Raw genomic sequence first — 20,712 nt, 5'->3', positions numbered from 1 at the left:
GCATACCCGGCGGCCCACGCCCAAAGGGCGCCGGGCCGCTGGTGTACCATCCGCACCGGGCTTGCGGCGTGCGCCGCGCAATGCCCATAATGTCTGCATGCCGATCGATGGCGCGCCAGCCGGTGCGCCATCGCCGATTTCCGTCCGCCCTATCGTCGCCTCCGCCGCCCGCATGCCCGCTCCCCGACACGCCGTAGCCGACTTCGTCACCGCCCAGTGGCAGCGCCGCGGCTGGTTCGCGCGGCTGATGTGGCCGGCCTCGCTGCTGTTCGGCCTGATCGCCCGGGTGCGCCGGCACGGCTATCTCAACGGCTGGTTCAAATCCACCCGACTGCCGATGCCGGTGATCGTGGTCGGCAATGTCACCGTGGGCGGCACCGGCAAGACACCGGCCGTGATCGCGCTGGCGCGCGCGCTGACCGAAGCGGGGCTGCGGCCCGGCGTGGTCTCGCGCGGCTATGGCGTGTCGCTGAAGCATCCGCGCCGCGTGAAACCCACCTCGCAGGCCAGCCAGGTGGGCGACGAACCGCTGCTGATCGCGCGCGCCACCGACGTGCCGGTCTGGGTCTATCCGGACCGCGCGCTGTGCGCGCAGACCATGCTGGTGTCCCACCCCGGCGTGAACGTGCTGCTGCTCGACGATGGCCTGCAGCACTACAAGCTCCAGCGCGACTTCGAGATCGTGATGTTCGACACCCGCATGGGCGGCAACGGCATGCTGCTGCCGGCCGGCCCGCTGCGCGAACCGCTGACCCGTCCGCGCGACGCCACGCTGATCAACGACCCGCACTTCCGCGCCACGCCCGACAAACCCGATGTCTACGGCATGCGCCTGGAACTCGACGACGCGTGGCAACTGAACGACCCGACCATGGTGCGCCCGCTCTCCACCTTCGCGGGGCGGCGCGTGCTGGCCGCGGCAGGCATCGGCAATCCGGAACGGTTCTTCGCCAGCCTGCGCGGCGCCGGCCTCCAGCCCGCCACGCTGCCGCTGCCGGACCACTACGACTTTGCCGAGGACCCGTTCGCGGACCACCCGGCGGCGCTCGATGCCGACGTCATCCTGATCACCGAAAAGGATGCCGTAAAATGCGACCGCTTCGACGACCCGCGCATCTGGGTTGTCCCCACCACGCCCGTGATCGACGCGGGCCTGATCGACAAAATCCGCMGCGCCGTGCAGGCGCGCAACCCGGCCATCGCCACGCCCGTCACCGTGGGGCAAGCCGCCCCMGCAGCAAACGGGGCGACGAYCGGGCTCGACAAGGAATCCCACGATGGACAACCGGCTGCTTGAAATCCTCGTCTGCCCGCTCTGCAAGGCCAAGCTCGAATACGACCGCGCCGCGCAGGAACTGATCTGCCACGCGGACAAGCTGGCCTACCCCATCCGCGATGGCATTCCGGTCATGCTGGCCGATGAAGCGCGCCAGACCGTGCCGGGCCGCGTGGTGCCCGTGGAGCCGTCCGCCCCGGCCGCCGGCAACTGAGTTTTCCCGCGATGCGTATTCCCGCCTTCACCGTCGTGATTCCGGCCCGGCTCGCCTCGACGCGCCTGCCGAACAAGCCGCTTGCCGATATTGGCGGGCACCCGATGATCGTGCGCGTGGCCGAACGCGCCCACGCCTCGTCCGCGCGCCGTACCGTGGTGGCCACCGATGCCGCCGCCGTGGCCGAAGCCTGTGCCGCGCACGGTGTGGAGGCGGTGATCACACGTGCCGACCATCCGTCCGGCACCGACCGCCTCGCCGAAGTGGCCACCCTGCTGGGMCTGGCCGACGACKACATCGTGGTCAATGTGCAGGGCGACGAACCGCTGATCGACCCGAACCTGATCGACGAGGTGGCGCTGTATCTGGCCGCCCATCCCGATTGCGCGATCGCCACGGCGGCGCATCCGCTCGATGACGTGGCGGAGGTGTTCAATCCGAACGTGGTGAAGGTGGTGTGCGACAACCTCGGCCGGGCGCTGTATTTCTCGCGCGCGCCGATTCCGTGGGCGCGCGACGCCTGGACCGCCGTGCCCACGCAGCCGGCGGCCAGCGCCACCGTGCCGCTGCCGGCCATGCCGGTGCTGCGCCATATCGGCCTCTATGCCTACCGCGCGGGCTTCCTGCGCCGGTTTCCGACGCTGGCCGTCGCCCCGATCGAGCAGACCGAGGCCCTGGAGCAGCTACGCGCCATGTGGCATGGTGAGCGGATCGGCGTGCTGGTGACGGGGGCAGCACCTGCCCCCGGTGTGGACACCCAGGCCGACCTCGAACGCGTGCGCGCCCTGTGGGCCAGCAGCGTGGCGCAGGAAGGTCCGTGACAGCATTCCTGCACGGAAGTTCATACTGCTGCAACCTGAACGGAATCCGAACCGTACTGCCCGTGGCATAATGCTTGCCGATACAGAGCCCGTGGGCGCGTGCTACGCGTCCGCACAAGGCTCGGTGGGGAGATAGAGAAAGCGAGCCAGACCGTGAGCCCCGCTGCCTTCGGCAGCCGAGTGCGCCCGGGCGCCAACCATGACGTGACGTCGGCACGACTTGCCGGCGTAAGTCCTGCGTCAAGTTGCGGCGTTACCCTCCTTCGATACCCCCGCAAGACCGAATTCAAATTGTTCTGAGGACCCGTAAATGCGTTTGATCCTGTTGGGCGCACCTGGCGCCGGCAAAGGCACGCAAGCCAAGTTCATCTGCGAAAAGTTCGGCATTCCGCAAATCTCCACGGGCGACATGCTGCGCGCCGCGGTGAAGGCCGGTACGCCGCTGGGTATCGAAGCCAAGAAGGTGATGGACGCGGGCGGGCTGGTGTCCGATGACATCATTATCGGCCTGGTCAAGGACCGTCTTAAGGACTGCGACTGCGAAAAGGGCTATCTGTTCGATGGCTTCCCGCGCACCATTCCGCAGGCCGAGGCGATGAAGGAAGCCGGCGTGGCCATCGACTACGTGCTGGAGATCGACGTGCCGTTCGACGCCATCATCGAGCGCATGAGCGGCCGCCGCGTGCACGTGGCTTCGGGCCGCACCTATCATGTCAAGTTCAACCCGCCCAAGCAGGACATGCTGGACGACGTGACCGGCGAAGCGCTGATCCAGCGCGACGACGACAAGGAAGAAACCGTGCGCAAGCGCCTGGACGTGTACTCGCAGCAGACCCGTCCGCTGGTCGACTACTACTCGAACTGGGCCGCCAACGGTGACGCGTCGGCCAAGGTGTCGCCGCCCAAGTACCGCAAGATCGCGGGCGTGGGCGATGTGGACAAGATCACGGCCTCCGTGTTCGAAGCGCTGAAGTAAGCGCACCGCGCCGCTGTACCGAGAAAGGCGACCTCCGGGTCGCCTTTTTTTCGTCCGCGCGTTCGTTTTTTATCCGCAGGCTTTCCCATGACGGTCGATTTACGTTAACGTAAACGGCAATCTGACCACAGGAAACCAAGGAGACAGGCGGATGGACATCCAGAACAACGTATTCATCGTTACCGGCGGCGCATCGGGACTGGGCGCGGGCACCGCGCGGATGCTGGCGCAAGCCGGCGGCAAGGTCGTCATCGCCGACCTGAACGAGGCGGCCGGGACCGCGCTGGCCGAGGAATTGGGCGGCCAGTTCGTGAAGTGCGATGTGGCGTCCGAGGTGGATGGCCAGGCGGCTGTCGACGCCGCGCTGAAGCTGGGCCGGCTGGCCGGGCTGGTCAACTGCGCGGGGATCGCCGTGGCGGCCAAGACCGTCGGCAAGGATGGCCCCCACCCGCTCGCTTCGTTCGAGAAGACCGTGCGCGTGAACCTGATCGGCACGTTCAATATGATCCGGCTGGCCGCTGCCGCCATGGTGGGCAACACGCCCGACGCCGATGGCGAGCGCGGCGTGGTCATCAATACCGCCTCGGTGGCGGCGTACGACGGGCAGATTGGCCAGGCGGCCTACGCGGCGTCCAAGGGCGGCGTGGTCGGCATGACGCTGGCCATCGCCCGCGACCTGGCGCGCGACGGCGTGCGCTGCATGACCATCGCCCCCGGCCTGTTCGAGACCCCGATGCTGATGGGCATGCCGCAGGAAGTGCAGGATGCGCTCGGCCGGATGGTGCCGTTCCCTCCGCGTCTGGGCCGTCCGGCCGAGTATGCGAAGCTGGTGCAGGCCATCGTCGTCAATACGATGATGAACGGCGAGGTGATCCGCCTCGATGGCGCAATCCGGATGCAGCCGAAGTAAGTACCGACGCTACCCGGCCGTCGGCAGCAGCATGCCGAGCATCAGGCCCGGCGCGGCCGGCGGCACCATCGTGATCTGTTCGAAGGCAAGCAGGCCGCGCGTCGGGTGATGAAACCCGCGCCGGCCGCCCTGGCGCTCCTCCACATCCTGCGAGGCCCAGGCCGCGCGAAACGCCGCGCTCTCCGCCCGCAATCCCTCCACCAGCGCCCGCGTCGGCGGGTCTTCGGCATGGCGCAGGCTGTGCACGCGGAACTCCGCCACCAGCCGCGCCGCCCGATGCGGCCAGTCCTCGACCAGTGCCTGCAAGGCCGGCGACAGGAACATCGCACGCATCAGGTTGCGCTCCGTACTGCCGGGATCGAGCCAGCCGACGAACAGGTCGGCCGCCGCCGCATTCCACGCCAGCGCATTCCATTGCCGATCAAGCAGATAGGCGGGGCCGGCGATCGCATGCACGCTGGCCAGCAGCGCGGGCGGCACGGCCGGCTCGGCGTCATCGCGCGGGGCGGGACGGCCCGCCAGCGCGAACAGGTAACCGTGCTCGGCGCGCGAGAGCCGCAGCGCCTGGGCCAGGCTGGTCAGCGCACGCGCGGACATCGACACCGGCCGGCCCTGCTCCAGCCACGTCACCCAGGTCGCGCTGAGCCCGGCCAGTTGCGCGACTTCCTCACGACGCAATCCAGGGGTGCGGCGCCGCCGGCCGGGCGGCAGGCCCACATCGGCAGGCGTGAGGCGCTCCCGGTGGGCGCGCAGGAAGGCGCCAAGTTCGGCTTCGCGCGATGAAGGGGCAGATGGCTCGGACATGGTGGTGCTTCTTATACCAGGATAAATCGGTCACTTGTACCGGGAAAACGTGCCGTCTACAGTACGTGAACCCTTGGGCCCAAGGCAAGTCTTCCCCCGTCCAAATAGAACAATGAGGCACCCCATGCAACAGCAGGAACTCGTCGCGGCGCAGTTTGGCGCCACCGCGCAGGCTTATCTCACCAGCGCGGTCCACGCCCAGGGCGCGGATCTCGATCAACTCAAAGCCGCCCTCGCCCACCTGAAGCCGGTGGGCCATAGCCGCGTGCTCGACCTGGGCTGCGGCGCCGGCCATGCCAGCTTCGCTGCGGCGACGCAGGCCAATGCGGTAGTCGCGTACGACCTCTCGCCGTCCATGCTCGACGTGGTGGCGGGCGCCGCGCGTGAGCGAGGACTGACGAACATCACCACACAGCAGGGCGCGGCCGAGACGCTGCMGTTCGCCGATGCCAGCTTCTGCGCCGTGGTCTCGCGCATGAGCGCCCATCACTGGCGCGACGTGCCCGCCGCGCTGCGCKAAATCCGCCGCGTGGTAAAGCCGCAGGGCAAGCTGGTGATGATCGATATTGCCGGCGCCGACGATMCGCTCTGCGATACGTGGCTCCAGTCGGTGGAGTTGCTGCGCGATCCGTCACACATCCGCGACTTTTCGCCGACGCAATGGGCGGCGCTGTGCGAAGCGGCGGGATTCGATGTGACGGTGTCACCGACCTGGCGGATCGAACTCGATTTCGATACCTGGGTGGCGCGCATGCGCACGCCCGAGGTGGCGGTGGCCGCCATCCGCCATCTCTGGCAGCAGGCGCCCGCCGAGGTGCGCGAGCGCTACCGGGTGCAGCCAGACGGCAGCTTCTCGCTGGAGGCGACCATGGTGACCGCCACGCCGCGCATCGGATAAGGCTGTTAACTAATTAGTCAGGACCGCTTCGGCCGGAATCGGCAGCGTCTGGACCATCTGCCAGACCGCTGCCGCCGCCGGCGAGAGCGAGCGATCCTCGCGCCGGACCATGACGATGCTGCGCTCCTCGCGCGGCGTGAGCGGGCGCGACACCAGCGGCGACGCCTCCGGCAGCGGCAGTGAGAACGACGGCAGCACCGACGCCCCAATCCCCGCCTCCACCATTCCGAACACGCTGGCCGAATGGCCCAGCTCCTGCACCACATGCGGCGCCACGCCATGGCGCGCGAAGATCCGGTCGATCAGCGGCCGGCTGCCGGACGCGAAATCGAGCAGCACCAGCCGTTGACCGTGCAAGGCGGTCCATGAGACCGATTTGGCGTCCGCCAATGGGTGATCCCGGCGGCACACGAAGCAGAAGGGATCGGTCGCCAGCGGGGCGATGGTCAGCCCTTCCCGCGCCATCGGATCGATCAGCACGCCGAAGTCCACCGCGCCGGCACGGATCTGTTCAAGGCCATCGGCCTGCACGTTGTCACGCACGAACAGGCGGATTTCCGGGTACTGGCGTGCGCATTCCGCCACATACATCGGCATCAGGCGGGCGGAGATGGTGGGTGCGCTGGCGATCACCACGCGGCCTCGGTAGCGCTCGCCCAGTTGGCGGGTTTCCTCGAGGGTGTCGTCCAGCTGGCCGAGCAGCCGCTCCAGCGCTGGCACCAGCGCCGTGCCGGCATCGGTCAACACCACCTCGCGCGTGGTGCGATCCAGCAGCCGCACGCCAAGTGCTTCCTCAAGCTCTGCCACGCCCCGGCTCACCGCCGGCTGCGTGAGGCCGACGGCATCCGCCGCCCGGCTGAAACTGCCGTGCGCCGCCACCGCCAGAAAGACCCGCAACTGCCGCAATGTGTAATTCATGCAACGATCAGATGAATCAATACGATAAATGAATTTGCATTCTAGACGCCGTTGGCGTCCAATACCAAGCGGAAACCCTTAAGCACTATCCCCAATGTCTGCCATCCTGACTCCCTTCAAAAAGCTGTACGACTTGATCGACGGCTTCGTCCTGATCATGCTGACCGCGATTGCGGTGGCGCTGATCGCCCCCGAGGTCGGTACCGGTGACGGCCCGCTGCACCTTGGCATTGTCACCAACCTTGGCGTCGCGCTGGTGTTTTTCCTGCACGGCGCAGCGCTCTCGCGCGACAAACTCGTGGCCGGCGCGCGTCACTGGCGCCTGCACGTGTTCGTCCAGGCGTTCACCTACGTGGTGTTCCCGGTGGTGGGCGTGGTGCTGATGTTCGCGCTGCGCGACGCGCTGCCGGCAGACCTGCTGCTCGGCGTGTTCTTCCTGTGCGTGCTGCCGTCCACGGTGTCCTCGTCGGTGGCCATGACGTCGATGGCGCGCGGCAACGTGCCGGGCGCCATCTTCAACGCCACCATCTCGGGCCTGATCGGCATGGCGCTCACGCCGCTGCTGATGGGCCTGGTGATCAGCGCCTCGGGCACCGGCAACATGCCGCTGGGCCGCGCGCTGACTGGCGTGGCGCTGCAACTGCTGCTGCCGTTCGCACTGGGCCAGCTGGCCCGTCCGCTGATCGGCAACTGGCTGGCAAAGAAGAAGCAGATCACCAGCAAGATCGACCGTGGCGTGATCGTGCTGATCGTCTATTCGTCGTTCTGCGATGCCACGGCCGCTGGCCTGTGGCACCAGTACCACTGGCAGACCATCGGCGCGGTGATGGGTATCGCGGCGATCCTGCTGATCGTGGTGCTCGGCGCCACCACCTTCGTCGCCCGCCGCCTCGGTTTCTCGGTGGAAGACGAGATCACGGCGGTGTTCTGCGGCTCGAAGAAGAGCCTGGCGAACGGCATTCCGATGGCCAAGATCCTGTTCGCGGGCCATCCCGCGCTGGGCCTGCTGGTGCTGCCGCTGATGGTCTACCACCAGCTGCAACTGATCGTCTGCTCGGTGATCGCCGGCCGCTACGCCAGCCGCGACGACGCCCCCGAGGCGCGCGGCACGGCTCGCGCCTGAGCCTGAGCCTCTCCCGCATGACAAAAGCGGCGCCCTCGGGCGCCGCTTTTTGTTTCTGACCAGTACGAAAAGGGCTTACACCGACGGATTCTTCGCCAGCGGCGGGTTCTTCGCGAAGTACGCCTTGATGCCGCGCAGGATGGCGTTGGCCAGCTGCTCCTGGTGCGCGTCGTCGTTGAGCTTGCGCTCCTCTTCCGGGTTACTGATGAAGGCGGTCTCGATCAGGATCGACGGAATGTCCGGCGCCTTGAGCACGGCAAACCCGGCCTGCTCCACGCTGCCCTTGTGCAGCTTGTTGATGCCGCCGATCTCGCCCAGCACGGCCTTGCCGACCTGCATGCTGTCGTTGATCTGCGCCGTGGTGGACAGGTCCAGCAGCACGCGCGCCACCTGGGCATCCTTGTTGCCCATATTGGTCCCGCCGATCAGATCGGCGTTGTTTTCCTTGTTGGCGAGCCAGCGGGCGGCAGTACTGGACGCGCCCCGCTCCGACAGCGCGAACACGGACGCCCCGCGCGCCTCCGGCGACAGGAAGGCATCGGCGTGGATCGACACGAACAGGTCGGCCTGCACGCGCCGCGCCTTCTGCACGCGCACGTTCAGCGGCACGAAGAAGTCCGAGTCGCGCGTCATCATCGCGCGCATATTGGGCTGGGCGTCGATCTTGGCGCGCAGCCGGTGCGCGATCTGCAGCACCACGTCCTTTTCGCGCGAACCCGCCGCGCCGATGGCGCCGGGGTCCTCGCCGCCGTGGCCGGGGTCAAGGGCCACGGTCAGCAGGCGGCGCATCTTGAACTGGCTGGGCGGCGGCACATTGGTCTGGGCCATCGGCGGCGGCACGGGCGGTGCCGAGGGAGCCGAAGGGGTAGAAGGCCTGGGCTTGACCTGCGCGACAGCCGGCGGCGGCGCCGTGGTGGCCGGCGGGAGCTGGTCCTTATCCTCGAACTTGCGCACCAGCGCGCCAATCGCATCTTCCTCGGCCCCGGGCGGCGCGCCGGACACGCCCTCGCTGCCGGCCGGCGGCGGGGTCTGGGCGAAGCGGCGCTGCTTGTCCTCGGTATCGCGCACCAGCTTCCAGAGCGGATCGGGCGGATTCACCGGGTAGAGGTCGAACACGAGCCGGTTGCGATAGTTGCCGATCGGGGCCAGCGTGAACACCTGCGGCGAGACGTCTTCCTTGAGGTCGAACACCATCCGCACCACGCGCGGCCGGTTCTGGCCCACGCGCACGGTCTGGATATAGGGGTCGTTGGTGCTGATCTTGGCCACCAGCTCGCGCAGCGTGGGCGAGAGGTCGAGGCCGTCGATATCGACCACCAGGCGGTCCGGGCTGCGGATCATCTGGTGTTGCGCGGCCAGCGGCGCGTCGGACTCGATGGTCACGCGCGTGTAATCCTCGGCGGGCCAGACGCGCACGGCCACGATGCCGGCGCCGCGTGCAATCTGCGGGCCGACGAGGGTCAGCACCACCGTGCCCGCGCCCAGCCGCGCAGCCTGCGCCATCCACTTGCGCCGGGCCTGCAGCAGTCCGTCGGGTCCATCGGGTCGGTCGGTGGCGAGTCGCTTGATCAGCATGCGTTCAGCAGGATAAGTCCAGTGGGAGTATAGGCCCGCAGCGTGGCCATGCGGGGATCGGCGCCTTCCGGATCGGCGCCCGCGGCCAATTCCAGCGCGCGGATGTCCGATTGGAGCAACACGTGGAGGTCCGGTTCCCCAAGCAGGCTGCCCGCCTTTTCCGGCCATTCGACGAGATTGAACGCCGGCTCGGCGAAACAGTCGCGGAATCCGGCGTCGATCCACTCCTCGGGGTCCGCGAAGCGGTACAGGTCGAAGTGGTAGACGGTGAGGGGCGAGCCATCGGCCCGGGCCACCTCGTAGGGCTCGCACAGCGTGTAGGTGGGGCTGCGGACCTTGCCCGCGTGGCCCAGCGCGCGCAGCACGGCGCGCGAGAGCGTGGTCTTGCCCGCGCCCAGGTCGCCCGAGAGCTGCACATGCACCGTGCGCGGCGGCATGGCCTGCACCGTGGCGGCCAGCGCGGCGCCGAAGCGGGCGGTGGCGGCCTCGTCCGGCAGCGTCAGGATGCGTTCTTCGAGCAGGGGCATTGCGTACAATTCAGGAATGATCGATGTCGCAGCACCCGCCCCCACTGAAATCTCGCCACAGGCGCCACCGGATCTGGCCGCCCTGGCGCAGTCCATGCGTGGCTGGGGCGCGGCGCTTGGCTTCGATGCGATCCGCATCGCCGATGTCGATCTGCGCCACGCGGAAGCGGGCCTGTTGGCGTGGTTGCAGGCGGGCTACCACGGCGACATGGATTATATGGCCAACCACGGCATGCGGCGCGCCCGGCCGGCCGAACTGGTGCCGGGCACGGTGCGGGCCATCGTCGCCCGCATGCCCTATTTGCCTGCCGAAGGCCCTGACGACTGGCGCGGCCACGAACTCGCGCGGCTCGACGATCCGTCCACGGCCGTGCTCTCGCTCTACGCCCGGGGCCGCGACTATCACAAGGTGCTGCGCAACCGGCTCCAGCAGCTGGCGGCGCGCATCGAGCAGGCCATCGGCCCGTTCGGCTATCGCGTATTCACGGATTCCGCGCCGGTGATGGAGGTGGCGCTGGCCAGCCAGGCCGGGCTGGGCTGGCGCGGCAAGCACACGCTGCTGCTGGACCGCGACGGCGGCTCGATGTTCTTCCTCGGCGAAATCCTCGTCGACCTGCCCCTGCCTGCGGACCCGCCCGAGGCCCCCCACTGCGGCAACTGCCGCCGCTGCATCGACATCTGCCCCACCGCCGCCATCCTGGAGCCGTACCGGCTCGACGCCCGGCGTTGCATTTCTTACCTGACCATCGAGCACAAGGGGCCGATTCCCGAGGAATTCCGCGCGCCGATGGGCAACCGCGTCTATGGCTGCGACGACTGCCAGCTCGCCTGCCCGTGGAACAAGTTCGCGCACCGGGCCACGCTGCCCGATTTCGATGTGCGCAACGGCTTCGACGCGCCCGACATGGTMGACCTGTTCGACTGGACCGAGGCCGAGTTCAACCAGCGGCTGGAAGGCAGCCCGATCCGCCGCATCGGCCATGAACGCTGGCTGCGCAACCTCGCCGTGGGGCTGGGCAACAGCCTGCGCGCGGCGGCCGGTACCGATCCGGCGCTGGCCGGGCGCATCCGCGCCGCGCTGCGGGCCCGGCAGGACGCCGCCACGCCGCTTGTGCGCGAGCATATCGACTGGGCACTGGCCCAGGACCCCTCCCCGGCCGCCCCCGCTCCCTAGCTGACCAGCGCCAGCCAGAACGGCGTGGTGACGATGGCGGCGATGGTCATCAGCGAGATCGTCGCCGCCACCATCGGCCCATTGCCGCCCATGCGCACCGCGAGGATGTACGCGCTCGGCGCCGTGGGCAGCGAGGCGAACAGCACCACGATCTGGTACTGGAGCGCCGTCAGCGGCAGGTAGCGGCCAGCCAGCCACGCGAAGGCCGGCATCGCCAGCAGCTTCACGCCGCACCACCACGCCACCGGCCCGATCGCGCCCGTGGCGCCGCGCATCTGGAGCCCGGCGCCCACGGTCATCAAGCCCAGCGCCGTGGAGGCCGAGCCGATCCGGTTGAGCGTCATCGCCACCACTTCGGGCGGATGCAGGCCAAGCAGGTTGGTAATCAGCCCGCCCGCCGTGGCCAGGATCAGCGGATTGCGCGCCAGCTCGCGCAGCAGCCGGGACTCCCCATGCCGCGCCAGCGCCCACACCGCCACCACGTTGCACAGCGGCACGGTCACGCCCACGACCAGCGCCATCAGCGCGAGCCCCTCGCTGCCGCCCAGCCGCGACGCCAGGGCCAGCCCGATATAGGAATTGAAGCGGAAGGCGGTCTGGAGCCCCGAGGCGAAGTCGCGCGGGGCCGGCCGCAGCACGAATTTGACGAGGCAGCCCGTGACCACGCCCAAGAGCGTGGTGGCCAGCGCCAGCCCCAGCATGGCCGAGGTGGAGGAGAAATCGAACCTGGCACTGTTGGTGGATTGCAACAGCAACGCCGGGAACAGGACGAAGTAAACCAAGCGTTCCACGCCGGACCAGAACACGCGGTCGAACGGCGTGTAGCGGACCAGCAGCCAGCCGATCAGGATCAGGCTGAAGTCCGGCACCAGCAGCAATGCTGAAGACATGTCTCTTTAGTTTTTATGCACGACAGACCACCCTTGTGACGCATGCGGCAACCGGGAACGCGGGCGGGGAACCCCCATGGCAGGCACGGCCAAATGTGCAGACTAGGGCAGATACGGATGGGTATTGTTCCAGAACTCCGGCAACATGGCATGCCAAATTTCGTCTTGCCCGCCGCACCCATGAAGGTCCCCGCCCGCCGATCCACCGCTCTCCGCAGACACGCCGCCGCGCTCGCCGTGGCCGTGGGCCTGCTGTCGCCGCTGTCGGCCATCTCCACGCATGCCATGGCGATGGAGATCGAGGGGGTGCGCTTCGACGACGCCACGCGCGTCGGCGGCAAGGAGCTGCAACTGAATGGCGCCGGGCTGCGCGCGGTGTTCGTCATCAAGGGCTACGCGGCCGGGCTCTACCTGCCCGAGCGTTCGCGCAACGCCACCGTGGCGCTGGGCACGCACGGGCCCAAGCGGCTGCAGATCCGCCCGCTGCGCGAGGTGGAGTCCGATGCCTTCGTCAAGGCGCTGAACACGGGCCTGCGCGAGAACCACTCCGAGCCGCAGCTAAAGCTGCTGGCCGACCGCCTCACCCAGCTCGAGCAGACCATGAACCTGGTCGGCACGGCGCGCCGGGGCGATGTCATCAACTTCGACTACGCCCCCGAAAGCGGCACCGTGGTGGCCGTCAACGGCATCCCGCGCGGGCGGCCGATTCCGGGCGAGGACTTCTACCAGGCGGTGCTGCGCATCTTCCTGGGCGAACATCCGGTGGACCGCGAACTCAAGCGCGGCCTGCTGGGCGGCTGAATCCGCAACGCCGCCGGCGCAACGCTCGCCGGCGTTTTATGACCTCCCCGGGCGCGATCCGTCCGGCTTTCAGAACGGGAGACTCTCTTCTCATGCACGCTCGTAAAACCGCACTGACCCTGGCCGTTGCCGCCATCGCCTCGGTGGCTTCCGTGGCGCACGCGCAAAGCTTTCCGACCAAGCCGATCCGCCTGATCATTCCGTTCGCGCCGGGTGGCACCACCGACATCGTGGGCCGTGGCGTGGCCGACCAGATGAGCCGCATCCTCGGCCAGCCCGTGGTGGTGGAAAACCGCGCTGGCGGGGGCGGTTCGATCGGCGCCGACGCCATCGCCAAGGCCCCGCCGGATGGCTACACCATCGGCATCTCCACGGTTTCGACCATGGCCGTGAACCCGGCCTGCAACCCGAAGCTGTCGTACGACCCGATCAAGGACTTCAAGCCCATCACGAACGTGGCCAACGTGGCCAACGTGATCGCCGTGAACCCGAACTTCCCGGCCAAGGACTACAAGGAGTTCCTGGCCGTGCTGAAGGCCAATCCGGGCAAGTACTCGTATGCGTCGTCGGGCACCTGCGGCTTCGGCCACATGCTGGGCGAGCAGTTCAAGGTCTCGACCAAGACGTTCATGGTGCACATTCCGTACCGTGGCGCAGGCCCGGCGCTGAACGACGTGCTGGCCGGCCAGGTACCGATCATGGTGGACAACCTGCCGTCGTCGATGCCCTACATCAAGGCCGGCAAGCTGCGCGCGCTGGTGGTGGCGTGGGACAAGCGCGTGGACGGCCTGCCCAACGTGCCGACCTTCGGCGAAATGGGCCTGAAGGAGCCGAATGACCCGGCCTGGTACGGCCTGGTGGCCCCCGCCGGCACGCCGGACGACGTGATCGCCAAGCTGAACGCGGCGGCCGTCAAGGCGCTGCAGGACAAGGACTTCGTCCAGCGCCTGCGCACGGCTGGCGCCGAGCCGTCGGGCAACACCCCGGCCCAGCACGCCGCCGAGATCAAGAAGGAATTCGACAAGATGAAGACGCTTGTGAAGGTGCAGAACATCAAGCTGGAGCAGTAAGTACGCCCAAGTGGCCCTTCAGGACCACGAGTTTTGCTCCCTCTCCCCTCAGTGGGAGAGGGTCGGGGAGAGGGGTGGTCCAGCATGCGACCACATCAAGCGGAGCCTTCGGTGTGTTCCAGCATGCAGGCTCCGGCCAGCGCCTGCCCTCTCTCCCGGCCTCTCTCCCAGAGGGAGAGAGGCGCAAACCGCAGCACCGGCGCGAATCGGCATAAAATCCGGGGTCATTACCCCAGCCGTCCATCAGCCATGTCCCACCGCTTCGATGCCGTCCTGCCCGCGCCTTTCGGCAAGATCGGCGTGCGTGCCGATGGCGAGCACGTCCACGAAATCGTCTACCTGCCCGACAGCTTCGAGCTGATTGCCCCGGCCAGCGCCCTCGCGCGCCGCGTGGCCGCGCAGCTGGACGCCTACTACGCCGACCCCGACACCGTGTTCGACCTGCCGCTGGCCCATCGCGGCACCGCGTTCCAGCGCAAGGTCTGGGACGCCATCTCGGCCGTGCCGCGTGGCGGCCTGACCACCTACGGCACCATCGCCAARCGCCTGCAAAGCATGCCGCGTGCCGTGGGGCAGGCGTGCGGGCAGAACTGGTTCCCCGTGGTCATTCCCTGCCATCGCGTGGTGGCCGCCAACGGGCTGGGGGGCTTCGCCCATCATGGCGAGGAAGGCTTCCATCTCGGCGTGAAGCGCTGGCTGCTGCGCCACGAGGGCGCGATGCTGCTATGAGCGAGGTTGTGCACGCCGAGGCCCCGGCCGGCACCGATCCCAGCGCCGATCTCGCGCTGGTCGATCGCTTCTGCGACGCGCTGTGGCTGGAAGACGGCCTGTCGCGCAACACCATCGACGCCTATCGCCGCGACCTCGCCCTGCTGGCACGCTGGCTCCACGGCGCCGCCCACGGCAAGCTGCTGGGCGTGGACGACACCCTGCTGTCCGCCTACTTCGCCGCGCGCCATCTGGAGACACGGGCCTCGTCGGCCAACCGGCGGCTCACCGTGTTCCGCCGCTTCTACCAGTGGGCGCTGCGCGAGCACATGATCCAGGCCGATCCGTGCCTGCTGCTGCGGCCCGCCAAGCAGCCGCCGCGCTTTCCGAAGACGCTCTCCGAAGCCCAGGTCGAGGCCCTGCTCGAAACCCCCGATACCGACACCCCGCTGGGGCTGCGCKACCGCACCATGCTCGAGCTGATGTATGCGAGCGGGCTGCGCGTGTCCGAGCTGACCAACATGAAGACCGTGGAAATCGGCCTGAACGAGGGCGTGGCGCGCATCGTGGGCGGCAAGGGCAACAAGGAGCGGCTGGTGCCGTTCGGCGCGCAGGCCGGCGACTGGCTGCGTCGCTACCTGGCCGAGTCGCGCCCCGCCCTGCTGGCCGGGCGCCCCTGCGACGCGCTGTTCGTCACGCAGCGCGGCGAAGGCATGACGCGCCAGACCTTCTGGCACCTGATCAAGAAGCACGCGCGCGAAGGCGGCATCCATGCGCCGCTTTCGCCACATACGCTGCGGCACGCGTTCGCCACGCACCTGCTGAACCATGGCGCCGACCTGCGCGTGGTGCAGCTGCTGCTGGGCCATGCCGATATCTCCACCACGCAGATCTACACGCACGTGGCGCGCGAGCGCCTGCGCGAGCTGCATCTCCACCACCATCCGCGCGGCTAACCCCCTGCCGCGCCGCGCCTCATGAGCAAAGCGAAACACATCTCCGAGACCCCCGCCACGCAGATGCTGCGCCGGCATGGCGTGGATTTCGGCGAGCATCCCTATGAATATGTCGACCACGGCGGCACCGGTGAGTCTGCCCGCCAGCTGGGCGTGCCCGAGCACGACGTGGTCAAGACCCTGGTCATGGAGGACGAGCGCGCGCAGCCGCTGATCGTGCTGATGCATGGCGATTGCTCGGTCTCGACCAAGAACCTGGCGCGGCAGATTGGCTGCAAGAGCGTGCAGCCGTGCAAGCCCGAGGTGGCGCAGCGCCACAGTGGCTTCATGGTCGGCGGCACGTCGCCGTTCGGCACGAAGAAGCGGATGCCGGTCTATGTGGAGGCCGGCGTGCTGGCGCTGGAGCGGATCTATATCAACGGCGGGCGGCGCGGCTATCTGGTCAGCATCGCGCCGGAGGTGCTGACGCGGCTGCTGGAGGCCAAGCCGGTCGAGTGCGCCCTGCCGGACTGAAATCGGATTGAATCGGGGCTGACCCGAGCCTGACTGACACGGACGGGCGCGCTACAATCGCGCCAGCCTGAAACCCCCAAAAAGATTCCCCTGCAATGGTCAACCTGCTATTCGCCGTCGTCGCCTACCTGATCGGGTCGGTGTCCTTTGCCGTCGTGGTCAGCAAGCTCATGGGCCTGCCGGACCCGCACAGCTATGGCTCGGGCAACCCCGGCGCCACCAACGTGCTGCGCACGGGCAACAAGAAGGCGGCCATCCTGACGCTGATTGGGGACGGCCTGAAGGGCTGGTTCGCGGTCTGGCTGGCCCGGCACTTCGGCCCGGGCTACGGGCTGGAGGATTCGGGCGTGGCGCTCGCGGCGCTGGGCGTGTTCCTGGGCCACCTGTTCCCGGTGTTCCACCGCTTCGCGGGTGGCAAGGGCGTGGCAACGGCCGCCGGCATCCTGTTCGCGATCCATCCGCTGCTGGGCGCCGGCACGCTGGCCACCTGGCTCATCATCGCGTTCTTCTTCCGCTATTCGTCGCTGGCCGCGCTGGTGGCGGCCATCTTCGCGCCGTTCTTCTATGTGCTGATGTTCGGCGTGGATATCATCACCGGCKCGGTCTTCGTGATCGGCGTGCTGCTGGTGGTGCGCCACCGCCAGAACATCGCCAAGCTGCTGGCCGGCAAGGAAAGCCGGATCGGCGAGAAGAAGAAGGCTGGCTGAGGGCACCTCGCCAGCCTGACCGCTACTGTCCGTTACTGACCGTTACGCGGCCTGCGCCAGCGCCGCGAACGGGAACACCATCTCCACCCGCAGGCCGCCGTCGGGCCGGTTGAGCAGCATCAGCCGCCCGCCGCCCTGCCGCACCAGGCGGTCCACGATGGCCAGGCCGAGTCCCGAGTGGGCATTGCCACCACGCGCCGGGTCCAGCCGCACGAATGGCAGCGTCACGCGCTCCATCGCCTCTTCCGGAATCCCGGGTCCCTGATCTTCCACCGTCAGCCGCCAGCCGTCCGGCCCCCGTGCCGTCGCCACGCAGACGGGCGGCGCGCCATAGGCATAGGCGTTGTCGACAAGATTGCCGATGATGCGATCGAGCTGGGTGGCGATCATCCGGAAGCCCTCGCCAGCGGCCAGTTCCAGCACCACGGTGCGGTCCTGCTCCTGCAGCGACAGCGCCAGTTCGCCGATGCGCTTGTCCACCGGCACCGGGCGGGCGGTGGGCTCGCTGCTCTGGGCGAAGCTCAGGAACTGTTCGACGATCGCCGCCATGGAGTCCACGTCGCGGGTCACGCCGGCCGCCGCCTTGGGGTCGGACAGCATCTCGGCACGCAGCCGCAGCCGCGCCAGCGGCGTCTTCAGGTCGTGGGCGATGCCGGCCAGCATCGTATTGCGCTCCTGGTCGATGCGCGCGAGGTCCGCCACCATCCGATTGAAACGCACGATCAACTGGCGCAGCTCATGCGGCCCGCGCTCGCGCAGCGGCTTGACCGCATGCTGGCGGGAAAGCTGCTCGGCGGCCTCGGCCATGTCGCGCACCGGGCGCTGGATCTGCCACGCAATCAGCAGCGCGAAGATGATCGCCACCCCCACCACCAGCACCACGCCGGGCACCATGCGGTTGTCGGGCGGCGGATTGTGCACGAACAGAATCGGCATGGCGATCCACTGCGCGCGCGTGGGCAGCTTGATCCAGAGGCGCGGCGTGGTCTCGTCTTCCAGGCGGATCTGCGTGCCGGCGGGCAGCTGGCGCACGAACTGCTCCACCAGCCGGCGCGGCCGGCCGGGCGCCGGATCGGCCGAATGCTCGTCGGCCTCGGCGGTATCGGCCACCTCGACCAGGCTCGGCAGCGCCACCGGCGGCTTCGCGTCCAGCGCGCGCTCGATACTCTTCAGCTGGAACATCATCTGCTCCACCGAATAGTCGATCTGCTGCTGCCGGCGGTCCATGCGCAGGATGGCCAGCCACGAGAAATGGCTGATGAACAGCACGGCCGCAATCAGCAGCGCCATGCGGCCGAACAGGGTGTCGATCCTCAGCTTCATTGCGGAATGCTGTCCTCGGCTTCGTCAGGCACGAAGGTGTAGCCCCGGCCCCGTACGGTCTGGATATAGCGCGGACGCTGGGCGTCCTCGTCGAGCAGGCGGCGCAGGCGCCAGATCTGCACGTCGATGCCGCGGTCGCTGATGCCGCTGGCACTGCCGTACATCAGCTCGACGATGCGTTCGCGCGAGAGCACTTCCAGCGGGTGGGACAGCAGCAGCTTGAGCAGCGCGAACTCGGTATCGCTGATCTGCACCGACTGGTCGTTGCGCAACAGCGTGCGCAGCCGGAAATTGACGCGGAACGGGCCGAACGCCACCGATTCGCGGTCCTCGGGCGCGGCGGCCGGGCGCGCCAGCTTGCGCCGCAGCACCGCGTTGATGCGCGCCAGCAGCTCGCGCGGCGAGAACGGCTTGCCGAGGTAGTCGTCGGCGCCGATCTCCAGCCCGACGATGCGGTCGATCTCGTCGCTGCGCGCCGTGAGCAGGATCACCGGGATGTCGTCGTTCTTGGCGCGCAGGTTGCGCAGCGCGGTCAGGCCGTCCACCTTCGGCATCATCAGGTCGAGCACGATCAGCGCCGGCCGCTCGCGCTCGAGGCGGGCCTGGAGGCCATCGCCATCGTGCAGGACCGAGACGGCAAAGCCCTGGCTGGTCAGGTACTCGCGCAGGAGGTCGCGCAGTTCGGGATCGTCGTCGACGACGAGGATCTGGGTAGGCTGGTTCGTTCGCATAGCCACATGATAGTCAGGCCGGCAGCGCCAGATGGCGATTTACCCCGACCGTTTTGTTTCCGGAGGTTACACCCGGCGCCATCGTAATCCGATGTAATAAAAGCGGGACGCCACGAAACAGGTGGGATGGCGGCGGCACATTATCCTTCAGGCCATGGCACCGCAGCCGTGCCCGCCTGCGGCATACTGCTGCAACTTCGCCGTCATATGGGGTCATTTGCCCCGATATGCCGAGCAAGCCCGTTGGTACGCCCTTCGTCGTGCCGTCCCCAGGATTCCCGGTCTATGTCCAGCCCCGAACAAGGTCAATCTCTTCCGCCCTCCCCGCCGCGCCGCCCCGGCCCGGCCCGCCGCCGCACCTGGATCGCCGTGGCCGTCATCGTCGTGCTGGCCGGCGTCGGCTGGTACTGGCACAGCCACCGGCAGGCCGCGCAGGAGGCGGGCGCGGCCACCGGCGGCGCCAGCGGCCCCGGCGCGGGTCGCCGCATGGGTGCCAGCGGCCCAGGGGGCCCGGGCGGCCCGGGCGCGCAACCGCGTTCGCCCGTGGTGGTCAACACGGTGGCCCGGCGTGACATGGACGTGGTGCTCAACGGCCTGGGCAACGTGACGCCGGTGACCAATGTCACCGTGCGCGCCCAGGTCTCGGGCCCGCTGCTGAAGGTGCTGTTCAAGGAAGGCCAGATGGTCAAGGCCGGCGACGTGCTGGCGGAGATCGACCCGCGCCCGTTMCAGGCCACGCTCGACCAGGCCGTGGGCCAGCTCGCGCGGGACCAGGCGCTGCTCCAGAACGCCCGGCTGGACCAGCAGCGCTACAAGACGCTGCTGGCGCAGGACTCCATCTCCAAGCAGCAGGTGGATACCCAGGACGCGCTGGTGCGCCAGTACGAGGGCACCGTGAAGACCGACCAGGGCAATGTGGATAACGCCCGCATCCAGCTCGGCTATACCAGGATCGTGGCGCCCAACTCGGGCCGCATCGGCCTGCGGCAGGTGGACCCGGGCAACATCGTCGGCACCGGCGACACCAACGGCATCGCGCTGATCACCCAGATCCAGCCGATTGCCGTGCTCTACACCATTCCCGAAGACAACCTGCCGGCCGTGCTGAAGAAGCTCAACGCCGGCGAGAAGCTGCCGGTGCAGGCGTGGGACCGCCAGGTGCGCAACCAGCTTGGCGAAGGCACGCTGCTGACCACCGACAACCAGATCGACACCACCACGGGCACGGTCAAGCTCAAGGCCATCTTCCCGAACACGGACGGCATGCTGTTCCCGAACCAGTTCGTGAACGTGCGCACGCGCGTGGACACGCTGGTGGACGCCACCGTGATCCCGGTGGCCGCCATCCAGCGCGGCCAGCAGGGCACCTTCGTCTACGTGGTGGGCGATGACAACCAGGTGAAGGTGCAGGTGGTCACGCTGGGGCCGACCGATGGCGCCCAGACCGCCGTCATGAAAGGATTGGAGCCGGGCCAGCGCGTGGTCGTGGACGGCGCCGACCGCCTCAAGGAAGGCATGATCGTGGAAGCCGTGGACCCGGCCGCGCGTGCCGCCGCCACCACGCCGGCCAGTTCGCCGCGCGGGCGTGGCCGGCGCCATGGCGGTGCCAGCGGCCCGCACGCCGGGGCCAGCGATGCCTCCGGAGCGGCTGGGGCGATGGGCGCCTCCGGCGCCGCAGCCGAGCGCCGGCGCCCCCGTGACGGCGACACCAATCCGAACCCGACCACGAACACGCCGGCCAACCCCACCGGCACCGTCGGCCAACGGCCGCAGCAGTAAGCACGGCGACGCACCCGA

22 protein-coding genes are annotated in these 20,712 nt (G+C 68.4%); 15 read left to right on the top strand and 7 right to left on the bottom strand.

Annotation, left to right across the window (positions count from 1 at the left end):
* Nucleotides 1-172 precede the first annotated feature (172 nt).
* The 5 genes from lpxK (at nucleotide 173) to AC1EJR_RS13935 (ending at nucleotide 4,197) form a co-directional block, all read left to right on the top strand.
* Entirely contained in the window at nucleotides 173-1,297 is a 1,125-nt protein-coding gene (gene lpxK, locus AC1EJR_RS13955) for a tetraacyldisaccharide 4'-kinase (RefSeq protein ID WP_477147219.1), read from the top strand.
* Complete coding sequence (locus AC1EJR_RS13950) at nucleotides 1,278-1,490, top strand: Trm112 family protein (RefSeq protein ID WP_092298073.1); 213 nt, start codon at nucleotides 1,278-1,280, stop codon at nucleotides 1,488-1,490. The genes lpxK and AC1EJR_RS13950 overlap by 20 nt, the downstream gene beginning before the upstream one ends.
* An 11-nt stretch (nucleotides 1,491-1,501) precedes the next feature.
* A complete protein-coding gene (kdsB, locus tag AC1EJR_RS13945) occupies nucleotides 1,502-2,311 on the top strand; it encodes a 3-deoxy-manno-octulosonate cytidylyltransferase (protein WP_477147218.1) in 810 nt (269 codons plus the stop codon).
* A gap of 310 nt (nucleotides 2,312-2,621) precedes the next feature.
* Nucleotides 2,622-3,287: an adenylate kinase gene (adk, locus tag AC1EJR_RS13940; RefSeq protein ID WP_092298067.1), complete on the top strand. Its 666-nt coding sequence runs from the start codon at nucleotides 2,622-2,624 to the stop codon at nucleotides 3,285-3,287.
* A gap of 151 nt (nucleotides 3,288-3,438) precedes the next feature.
* Nucleotides 3,439-4,197, top strand: coding sequence for a 3-hydroxyacyl-CoA dehydrogenase (locus tag AC1EJR_RS13935; RefSeq protein WP_477113366.1), 759 nt, complete (start codon nucleotides 3,439-3,441; stop codon nucleotides 4,195-4,197).
* Between the two features lie 9 nt (nucleotides 4,198-4,206).
* Here the strand turns inward: AC1EJR_RS13935 and AC1EJR_RS13930 are convergent, their stop codons facing one another.
* Complete coding sequence (locus AC1EJR_RS13930) at nucleotides 4,207-5,001, bottom strand: helix-turn-helix transcriptional regulator (protein WP_441591790.1); 795 nt, start codon at nucleotides 4,999-5,001, stop codon at nucleotides 4,207-4,209.
* A gap of 124 nt (nucleotides 5,002-5,125) precedes the next feature.
* Here AC1EJR_RS13930 and AC1EJR_RS13925 point away from each other — a divergent pair, with 124 nt between their 5' ends.
* Complete coding sequence (locus AC1EJR_RS13925; protein ID WP_477147217.1) at nucleotides 5,126-5,899, top strand: class I SAM-dependent methyltransferase; 774 nt, start codon at nucleotides 5,126-5,128, stop codon at nucleotides 5,897-5,899.
* Between the two features lie 9 nt (nucleotides 5,900-5,908).
* Here AC1EJR_RS13925 and AC1EJR_RS13920 read toward each other — a convergent pair whose 3' ends face one another.
* A complete protein-coding gene (locus AC1EJR_RS13920) occupies nucleotides 5,909-6,817 on the bottom strand; it encodes a LysR family transcriptional regulator (RefSeq protein WP_441591788.1) in 909 nt (302 codons plus the stop codon).
* 94 nt (nucleotides 6,818-6,911) lie between these two features.
* On the opposite strand from AC1EJR_RS13920, the gene AC1EJR_RS13915 reads away from it, so the two are divergent.
* Complete coding sequence (locus AC1EJR_RS13915; protein ID WP_092298052.1) at nucleotides 6,912-7,940, top strand: bile acid:sodium symporter family protein; 1,029 nt, start codon at nucleotides 6,912-6,914, stop codon at nucleotides 7,938-7,940.
* 75 nt (nucleotides 7,941-8,015) lie between these two features.
* Here AC1EJR_RS13915 and AC1EJR_RS13910 read toward each other — a convergent pair whose 3' ends face one another.
* Both AC1EJR_RS13910 and tsaE read right to left on the bottom strand, forming a co-directional pair.
* A complete protein-coding gene (locus AC1EJR_RS13910; RefSeq protein ID WP_092298049.1) occupies nucleotides 8,016-9,515 on the bottom strand; it encodes an N-acetylmuramoyl-L-alanine amidase in 1,500 nt (499 codons plus the stop codon).
* Nucleotides 9,509-10,042 carry a tRNA (adenosine(37)-N6)-threonylcarbamoyltransferase complex ATPase subunit type 1 TsaE gene (gene tsaE, locus AC1EJR_RS13905; RefSeq protein ID WP_441645015.1) on the bottom strand — a complete coding sequence of 178 codons (534 nt, stop codon included), beginning with the start codon at nucleotides 10,040-10,042 and terminating at the stop codon, nucleotides 9,509-9,511. Before tsaE ends, AC1EJR_RS13910 begins: the two co-directional genes overlap by 7 nt.
* A gap of 16 nt (nucleotides 10,043-10,058) precedes the next feature.
* Here tsaE and queG point away from each other — a divergent pair, with 16 nt between their 5' ends.
* Nucleotides 10,059-11,216: a tRNA epoxyqueuosine(34) reductase QueG gene (gene queG, locus AC1EJR_RS13900; RefSeq protein WP_255370918.1), complete on the top strand. Its 1,158-nt coding sequence runs from the start codon at nucleotides 10,059-10,061 to the stop codon at nucleotides 11,214-11,216.
* Here queG and AC1EJR_RS13895 read toward each other — a convergent pair.
* Nucleotides 11,213-12,106, bottom strand: a complete 894-nt coding sequence (locus AC1EJR_RS13895) for an AEC family transporter (RefSeq protein WP_092298043.1) — start codon at nucleotides 12,104-12,106, stop codon at nucleotides 11,213-11,215. The genes queG and AC1EJR_RS13895 overlap by 4 nt on opposite strands.
* A gap of 180 nt (nucleotides 12,107-12,286) precedes the next feature.
* Between AC1EJR_RS13895 and AC1EJR_RS13890 the strand changes: the two genes are divergently transcribed.
* The 6 genes from AC1EJR_RS13890 (at nucleotide 12,287) to plsY (ending at nucleotide 16,861) form a co-directional block, all read left to right on the top strand.
* The gene (locus AC1EJR_RS13890) at nucleotides 12,287-12,907 is read left to right on the top strand and encodes a chalcone isomerase family protein (RefSeq protein WP_255370917.1); all 621 of its coding nucleotides are present in this window, start codon (nucleotides 12,287-12,289) and stop codon (nucleotides 12,905-12,907) included.
* Nucleotides 12,908-12,999: 92 nt separating this feature from the next.
* Complete coding sequence (locus tag AC1EJR_RS13885) at nucleotides 13,000-13,977, top strand: tripartite tricarboxylate transporter substrate binding protein BugE (protein ID WP_092298037.1); 978 nt, start codon at nucleotides 13,000-13,002, stop codon at nucleotides 13,975-13,977.
* 249 nt (nucleotides 13,978-14,226) lie between these two features.
* Nucleotides 14,227-14,706, top strand: coding sequence for a methylated-DNA--[protein]-cysteine S-methyltransferase (locus AC1EJR_RS13880; protein WP_092298034.1), 480 nt, complete (start codon nucleotides 14,227-14,229; stop codon nucleotides 14,704-14,706).
* Nucleotides 14,703-15,641, top strand: a complete 939-nt coding sequence (xerD, locus tag AC1EJR_RS13875; protein WP_477147216.1) for a site-specific tyrosine recombinase XerD — start codon at nucleotides 14,703-14,705, stop codon at nucleotides 15,639-15,641. The genes AC1EJR_RS13880 and xerD overlap by 4 nt, the downstream gene beginning before the upstream one ends.
* Nucleotides 15,642-15,662: 21 nt before the next feature.
* A complete protein-coding gene (locus AC1EJR_RS13870; protein ID WP_092298028.1) occupies nucleotides 15,663-16,154 on the top strand; it encodes an aminoacyl-tRNA deacylase in 492 nt (163 codons plus the stop codon).
* A 95-nt stretch (nucleotides 16,155-16,249) separates the two neighbouring features.
* The gene (gene plsY, locus AC1EJR_RS13865) at nucleotides 16,250-16,861 is read left to right on the top strand and encodes a glycerol-3-phosphate 1-O-acyltransferase PlsY (RefSeq protein WP_477147215.1); all 612 of its coding nucleotides are present in this window, start codon (nucleotides 16,250-16,252) and stop codon (nucleotides 16,859-16,861) included.
* Nucleotides 16,862-16,903: 42 nt separating this feature from the next.
* On the opposite strand, the gene AC1EJR_RS13860 is transcribed toward plsY, so the two are convergent.
* Complete coding sequence (locus AC1EJR_RS13860) at nucleotides 16,904-18,184, bottom strand: ATP-binding protein (RefSeq protein ID WP_092298022.1); 1,281 nt, start codon at nucleotides 18,182-18,184, stop codon at nucleotides 16,904-16,906.
* Nucleotides 18,181-18,915, bottom strand: coding sequence for a response regulator (locus AC1EJR_RS13855; RefSeq protein WP_092298018.1), 735 nt, complete (start codon nucleotides 18,913-18,915; stop codon nucleotides 18,181-18,183). The genes AC1EJR_RS13860 and AC1EJR_RS13855 overlap by 4 nt, the downstream gene beginning before the upstream one ends.
* 285 nt (nucleotides 18,916-19,200) lie before the next feature.
* Between AC1EJR_RS13855 and AC1EJR_RS13850 the strand changes: the two genes are divergently transcribed.
* On the top strand, nucleotides 19,201-20,694 hold the full coding sequence (locus AC1EJR_RS13850) for an MdtA/MuxA family multidrug efflux RND transporter periplasmic adaptor subunit (protein ID WP_477147214.1): 1,494 nt from the start codon (nucleotides 19,201-19,203) through the stop codon (nucleotides 20,692-20,694).
* Nucleotides 20,695-20,712: the final 18 nt, after the last annotated feature.

This window comes from Cupriavidus sp. 05T42 (assembly GCF_056396345.1).
The sequence above is the reverse complement of the archived record's forward strand: the minus strand, read 5'-3'. Positions and strand labels throughout refer to the sequence as shown.

Coding starts and splice junctions, on each gene's coding strand:
- AC1EJR_RS13950 (WP_092298073.1), top strand. CDS start 1,278: ATGGACAACCGGCTGCTTGAAATCCTCGTCTGCCCGCTCTGCAAGGCC.
- adk (WP_092298067.1), top strand. CDS start 2,622: ATGCGTTTGATCCTGTTGGGCGCACCTGGCGCCGGCAAAGGCACGCAA.
- AC1EJR_RS13935 (WP_477113366.1), top strand. CDS start 3,439: ATGGACATCCAGAACAACGTATTCATCGTTACCGGCGGCGCATCGGGA.
- AC1EJR_RS13930 (WP_441591790.1), bottom strand. CDS start 5,001: ATGTCCGAGCCATCTGCCCCTTCATCGCGCGAAGCCGAACTTGGCGCC.
- AC1EJR_RS13920 (WP_441591788.1), bottom strand. CDS start 6,817: ATGAATTACACATTGCGGCAGTTGCGGGTCTTTCTGGCGGTGGCGGCG.
- AC1EJR_RS13915 (WP_092298052.1), top strand. CDS start 6,912: ATGTCTGCCATCCTGACTCCCTTCAAAAAGCTGTACGACTTGATCGAC.
- AC1EJR_RS13910 (WP_092298049.1), bottom strand. CDS start 9,515: ATGCTGATCAAGCGACTCGCCACCGACCGACCCGATGGACCCGACGGA.
- tsaE (WP_441645015.1), bottom strand. CDS start 10,042: ATGCCCCTGCTCGAAGAACGCATCCTGACGCTGCCGGACGAGGCCGCC.
- AC1EJR_RS13895 (WP_092298043.1), bottom strand. CDS start 12,106: ATGTCTTCAGCATTGCTGCTGGTGCCGGACTTCAGCCTGATCCTGATC.
- AC1EJR_RS13890 (WP_255370917.1), top strand. CDS start 12,287: ATGAAGGTCCCCGCCCGCCGATCCACCGCTCTCCGCAGACACGCCGCC.
- AC1EJR_RS13885 (WP_092298037.1), top strand. CDS start 13,000: ATGCACGCTCGTAAAACCGCACTGACCCTGGCCGTTGCCGCCATCGCC.
- AC1EJR_RS13870 (WP_092298028.1), top strand. CDS start 15,663: ATGAGCAAAGCGAAACACATCTCCGAGACCCCCGCCACGCAGATGCTG.
- AC1EJR_RS13860 (WP_092298022.1), bottom strand. CDS start 18,184: ATGAAGCTGAGGATCGACACCCTGTTCGGCCGCATGGCGCTGCTGATT.
- AC1EJR_RS13855 (WP_092298018.1), bottom strand. CDS start 18,915: ATGCGAACGAACCAGCCTACCCAGATCCTCGTCGTCGACGACGATCCC.